Source organism: Rhodococcus sp. PAE-6, assembly GCF_025290685.1.
GTDB classification, from domain to species: Bacteria; Actinomycetota; Actinomycetes; order Mycobacteriales; family Mycobacteriaceae; genus Rhodococcus; species Rhodococcus pyridinivorans.
Genome location: NZ_JAOCLZ010000282.1, coordinates 1 through 229 on the forward strand (window position 1 = coordinate 1; position 229 = coordinate 229).

The window sequence follows — 229 nt, forward strand, 5'->3', positions numbered from 1 at the left end:
CAGCGGTCCTCGAGGTTTCTCCAAGCAGAGGACGTCAGGGATACGTCCTCCAGTCGACGAAGGCCGTCCACGGCTCCGGACGCCGGTCCCCGAGCGACCTGCGGTTCACCGCAGGCTGCTGGGCACCAGGGGTTCGTCGAGCAGGCGCCGGACACGGTCGGCGCGCTCGGCTCCGGCCGGAACCTGCCCGAGCCAGCTGCCGAGGAGCCGGTAGCCCTCCACATAGGTG

Annotated in this window: 1 pseudogene; it reads right to left on the minus strand. The window is 70.7% G+C overall.

Annotated features, from left to right (window positions below):
* Positions 1-105: 105 nt before the first annotated feature.
* A pseudogene (locus NVV99_RS27035) lies at positions 106-229 on the minus strand (DUF885 domain-containing protein); the annotation flags it as partial.